This is a genomic window from Arthrobacter sp. HMWF013, assembly GCF_003061105.1.
In the GTDB taxonomy this organism is placed as follows: Bacteria; Actinomycetota; Actinomycetes; order Actinomycetales; family Micrococcaceae; genus Arthrobacter.
Genome location: NZ_QAIQ01000365.1, coordinates 1 through 5,170 on the forward strand (window position 1 = coordinate 1; position 5,170 = coordinate 5,170).

The 5,170-nt window shown below is 64.6% G+C and carries 6 protein-coding genes and 1 tRNA gene; 5 read left to right on the plus strand and 2 right to left on the minus strand.

Going from position 1 to position 5,170, the window contains the following annotated elements; all coding sequences use genetic code 11:
- The 3 genes from DBR22_RS13585 to DBR22_RS13595 form a co-directional block, all read left to right on the plus strand.
- A partial coding sequence (locus DBR22_RS13585; protein ID WP_108599455.1) for a lysophospholipid acyltransferase family protein occupies positions 1–645 on the plus strand: 645 nt, incomplete at its 5' end.
- Positions 646–655: 10 nt separating this feature from the next.
- The gene (der, locus tag DBR22_RS13590; RefSeq protein ID WP_108599456.1) at positions 656–2,206 is read left to right on the plus strand and encodes a ribosome biogenesis GTPase Der; all 1,551 of its coding nucleotides are present in this window, start codon (positions 656–658) and stop codon (positions 2,204–2,206) included.
- A 147-nt stretch (positions 2,207–2,353) separates the two neighbouring features.
- A tRNA-Pro gene (locus tag DBR22_RS13595) sits at positions 2,354–2,430 on the plus strand.
- A 53-nt stretch (positions 2,431–2,483) separates the two neighbouring features.
- Here DBR22_RS13595 and DBR22_RS13600 read toward each other — a convergent pair.
- Positions 2,484–3,353 (minus strand): Fpg/Nei family DNA glycosylase, encoded by an 870-nt coding sequence (locus DBR22_RS13600; protein WP_108599457.1) that lies wholly within the window; start codon positions 3,351–3,353, stop codon positions 2,484–2,486.
- 4 nt (positions 3,354–3,357) lie between these two features.
- Positions 3,358–3,963, minus strand: coding sequence for a hypothetical protein (locus DBR22_RS13605; protein WP_108599460.1), 606 nt, complete (start codon positions 3,961–3,963; stop codon positions 3,358–3,360).
- A gap of 118 nt (positions 3,964–4,081) precedes the next feature.
- Here DBR22_RS13605 and gcvH point away from each other — a divergent pair, with 118 nt between their 5' ends.
- Both gcvH and DBR22_RS13615 read left to right on the plus strand, forming a co-directional pair.
- Positions 4,082–4,468, plus strand: a complete 387-nt coding sequence (gene gcvH, locus DBR22_RS13610) for a glycine cleavage system protein GcvH (protein WP_108599458.1) — start codon at positions 4,082–4,084, stop codon at positions 4,466–4,468.
- Positions 4,469–4,612: 144 nt separating this feature from the next.
- Positions 4,613–5,089 carry an FHA domain-containing protein gene (locus DBR22_RS13615; RefSeq protein ID WP_108599459.1) on the plus strand — a complete coding sequence of 159 codons (477 nt, stop codon included), beginning with the start codon at positions 4,613–4,615 and terminating at the stop codon, positions 5,087–5,089.
- The last annotated feature ends 81 nt before the right edge of the window (positions 5,090–5,170 follow it).

Here is a 5,170-nt window from a genome sequence, read left to right on the forward strand (position 1 = left end):
CATCTGGTGTACCGGACCACTGTCACGGGCAAGGACAACGTCCCCACCGGCGGGCCGGTCATCTTTGCCGGCAACCACATCAGCTTCCTGGACGGGCCGGTGATGTTCGGCGCATCGCCGAGGCGCATGCACATCCTGGTCAAGAAAGAGATGTTCAAGGGCCCGCTCGGGCACGTCCTCCGCGCCTCCGGGCAACTCCCGGTGGACCGTTCCGGAGACCGGGCAGCGCTGCTGCTCAGCAAGGACATGCTCGACGCCGGCCGGTGCATCGGGATTCTCCCGGAAGGCACCCGGGGGAGCGGGCAGGCAACAGACATCAACAACGGGGTCGCCTGGCTGGCCCTGAACTCGGGGGCCCCCGTGGTTCCCGTGGCGATTCTCGGCACGAGGACAGGCGGGGAACACCTCGACACCGTCCCCAGGCCGGGGCGGCGGTTCCACGTCAGCTTCGGCAACGCCCTGACACTGAGCCGCAACCCCGGCGAAACAGGCCGTGCTTCAATGGACAGGGCGGGAATGGAAATCCGCACTGCGCTGGCGGGGCACGTCCAGGAAACAATCCACCACAGTGGGCAGCCTTTGCCCCATGCGGATTACAGCACGACTCTCACAGCAGTAGCCGGGCCGCCGGCAGATGACCACTAAGGAAAGCGCAATGAGCGATACGACTCAAACCTCCGGCCACTCCGGCGCCGGCGAAGACGAATACACGCCCACCGGCACGGACCAGGTGGCCGAACGGCTGGCCGCCATTGACGACGACGAAGCGGAGATGCGCGCAGCGTCACTCCGGGCCGGTCTGGAAGACTACGACCTCGACGAGGAAGACGCCGCCCTGCTGAGCGGGGATTACGACGACGAGGACTTCAGCGGTCCGGTCAAGCTCGATCCTGTCCTTGCCATCATCGGGCGCCCCAACGTGGGCAAGTCCACCCTGGTGAACCGTATCCTGGGCCGCCGTGAAGCCGTGGTTGAAGATACCCCCGGCGTCACCAGGGACCGCGTGATGTACTCCGCCAGCTGGAACGGGCGAAACTTCACCCTGGTGGACACCGGCGGCTGGGAGCACGATGCCCGCGGCATCCACGCCCGGGTTGCCGAGCAGGCTGAAATGGCCGTGGAACTCGCCGACGCCGTCCTGTTCGTCGTGGACTCGGCAGTGGGGGCCACCGCCACGGACGAGGGCGTCATGAAGATGCTCCGCCGCAGCAAGAAGCCGGTCATCATGGTGGCCAACAAGGTGGACGACTTCGCCCAGGAAGCGGACTCCGCGACCCTCTGGGGTCTCGGCTTCGGCGAGCCGTACCCGGTATCAGCCCTGCACGGACGCGGTGTGGCGGACCTCCTGGACCACGTGATGGACACCCTTCCCGAGTTCTCCACCATCGAAGGCCTGGAGCGCTCCGGCGGTCCGCGCCGCATCGCCCTGATCGGCCGCCCGAACGTGGGCAAGTCCTCCCTGCTGAACAAGCTGGCGGGCTCCGAGCGCGTCGTAGTGGACAACACTGCCGGCACCACCCGTGATCCGGTGGATGAGTTCATTGAACTTGGCGGCCGCACCTGGCGCTTCGTGGACACGGCCGGTATCCGCCGCCGCCAGCACATGGCCCAGGGTGCCGATTACTACGCCTCCCTTCGGACCCAGGCCGCCCTCGAAAAGGCGGAGGTCGCCGTCGTGCTCCTCGCCGTGGACGAGGTCCTCAGCGAACAGGACGTCCGCATCCTGCAGCTGGCCATTGAGTCCGGCCGGGCATTGGTCCTCGCCTTCAACAAGTGGGACCTGCTCGACGACGAACGCCGCACCTACCTGGAACGGGAAATCGAACAGGACCTGGCCCACGTGGCCTGGGCGCCCCGGGTCAACATCTCGGCACTGACCGGCTGGCACAAGGACCGGCTGGTGCCCGCCCTTGACCTCGCACTGGAGAACTGGGACAGGCGCATCCCCACAGGACGGCTCAATGCCTTCCTTGGCGAGCTCGTGGCCGCGCACCCGCACCCGGTCCGTGGCGGAAAGCAGCCACGCATCCTTTTCGGCACCCAGGCCTCCAGCCGCCCGCCGAAGTTCGTACTGTTCACCACCGGTTTCCTGGACCCGGGCTACCGCCGGTTCATCACCCGCCGGCTCCGCGAAACCTTTGGTTTTGAGGGCACGCCGATCGAGGTCAACATGCGGGTACGCGAAAAGCGCGGCAAGAAGCGTTAATTCCGACACACCTGGGGCGCGCAGGCGGCAAAGTGTCATTGGCAGGCTCCGGAATCGTGTAAGCTTTTCAAGGTGGTTCAGCCGGACTGCTGAGTGGAAATCCTCGCTAACACGTGGATGAAACGCAGCGGAGAACGGCGGAACTGACGGGCTGTAGCGCAGCTTGGTAGCGCACTTGACTGGGGGTCAAGGGGTCGCAGGTTCAAATCCTGTCAGCCCGACCAAAACAGAAGCACCCCGGAGAATCTTCTCCGGGGTGCTTCTGTTTTGTGCCGGCTTATTTCAGGAACTTTGAGGTCCGCCGGTCTGCCAACACCTTGCCCTTTGTCTGGCACGTGGGGCAGTACTGCAGGGCCGAGTCCGCGAAAGACACCTCACGGACCGTATCGCCACACACCGGGCATGCTTCGCCTGTGCGGGCATGGACCCTCATATGGCTGCGCTTGACGTCCTTGAGTTCACTGGGCGGCTTGCCCTCGGCCTCTGCAAGGGCCGTGCCGAGGATGCTGTGGATGGCGTCATAGAGCACTTGGACCGTCCCGCGGTCCAACGACTTGCCCGTTGCAAAGGGGGAAATTCTGGCGGCATGCAGGATCTCGTCGCTGTAGGCATTGCCGATCCCCGCAATCACGCTCTGGCTCCGCAGGAGGCCCTTGATCTGTTGCGGACTGGATCCCAGGATTTCCGCCAGCGTATCGGCGTCGAACTCCTCGCTGAAGGGGTCGGGCCCGAGGGCGGCGATGCCGGGAACGTCCTGCGGGTCGCGGACAACGTAGACCGCCAGGCTCTTCTTGGTCCCGGCCTCCGTGAGGTCCATGCCGTGATCGCCGGCGGGGCCGCTGAATGCCAGCCGGGCGGCGATGGGGCTCTTGCCTGGCCGGAGCTGGGTACCGGTGGGGGAGTCGGTGAACCGGACCCACCCCGCCCGGGCCAGGTGGAAGACGAATGACGGTCCGTCCGTGTCGATGCTGATGAATTTACCGAACCGCCGTACACCAGAGACTTTACTGCCCTCCAACGCGGTGTAGGGGGGATCCGCAGTCTTCAGCACGGCAAAAGAAGCAATCTGGACGTTGTGTATCACCGAACCCCGGAGATGCGAATCGAGGAATCCGGCAAGGCCTGCAACCTCGGGAAGTTCCGGCATGGCGCTACCCGCGGTTGACCGTGGCGCCGGTCTCTGTCCCCGCGTCCGGGTTGGCCACGGCAGCGGCGGCCTTGGCGGCGAGGGTGCGCTCAGACTCGGCCTTCTTCAAGGCCTTCACCTTCTTGCCGCGCTGCCGCCAGATCCTCCAGAGGATCACGCCGATAACAAAAACGACGACGGCGGCGATGGCGGAGACCTGCGTCCAGAGCGCGAACCACGTGGCTTCCGTGCCAAGGATGCGCTGTCCGTTGTGGGCGGCCTCGGAGCTTCCGAACATGATTCCCGCGGTCAGCAGGTTGGGCGCTGCGAGAGCCACAGCGATGAGCAGGATGGCGGACTTCCAGGCCCAGCCCACGGCCTTGCGGGTGGACTGCCAGGCAACCGACAGGGGCACCAGCGTGAAAACGAAACCGTAGAACATCCCCATCAGGATTCCGGCCCCGAGGTCACCCCGGACCTGGTTGCGGATAACGTTGGCCCACCAGACCGGCAGGATGGCAGCCAGGGCGAAGTAGGCGATGACGAGGATCAGCAATGCTGCGGCTACAAGAATGATCCGGCCAGCCCGATTGCCCCTTTTCCTGGGGGTTTCCTGTCCACGTTCGCTCATGGGTCCCATCATGTCAGAATCCTCCTCGAACGCCTGTGGACTTGTGCCTATACTTTCAGCGGCGGCTTGTTTTCCTGGCCCCGTTGACATTGGTGTTTGACCCGATGAAAGGCCCCTGATGAGCAACATTCCCGAAGATCTGTCCTACACCGCCGAGCACGAGTGGGTATCCGCACCCAACGCCGACGGCGTGGTCCGCGTGGGCATTACGGATTTCGCCCAGGACGCACTCGGGGACGTTGTCTACGCCCAGATGCCGGAGGCCGGCACCAAAGTGACCGCAAATGAAGTGGTGGGCGAAGTGGAGTCAACCAAGAGCGTCAGCGATATTTATGCTCCCGTAAGCGGCGAGATCGTCGCCCGCAACGAGTCCCTCGACACCGATTCGGCCCTGATCAACACAGATCCCTACGGTGATGGCTGGCTCATGGAAGTCAAACTGGCCGAAGCAGACGCCATGGAGTCCCTGCTCAGTGCATCCGAGTACGAACAGCAGGTAGGCTGAACGTAACGGGTAAACAGGCCCGGCCAGGGGATGTCTTCGCACGTCAATGGCCGGATCGGTTTCCCGTCACGGATCTGCGAGGTGCGTCCGTCAGGGTAATTGTTGATTGCAGGCGTGAGAACTGCAGCGAAAGAGGAGGAATCCATGGCTGGCCACAAACAGGACCCTGCCGAAGGTGAGTACGGCAACGGTGCGGCCAGGGCTTCGGAGACCACCTCGATCCATCTGACCCCCGTCACCGACGAACCCACCATCACCCCCCGGCTCTCCACTGAGGAGCGGCTGTCCGTGGAGGCCCTGCCGGCCGGCTCGGCACTCCTGATCGCGCACAGCGGCCCCAACGCGGGCGCCCGCTTCCTGCTCGATTCGGACGTCACCACAGCGGGACGCCACCCGGACGCCGACATCTTCCTTGACGACGTCACCGTGTCGCGCCGGCACGTTGAGTTCCGCCGCACGGCCCGTAGCTTCGAAGTGGTGGACACGGGCAGCCTGAACGGGACCTACGTCAACCACGATCGCGTTGACGGCGTTGAGCTGAAGTCCGGGAACGAAGTCCAGATCGGCAAGTTCCGACTCACCTTCTACCTGAGCCCTGCCCGCGCAGCAGGCCGCGCCTGATCCCGGGACAATTGCCTGTGGCAATGGCACAGCCGGAAAGCCGGGGACCCCAGGTTCTGAACATTGGGGAAGTCCTCGCCC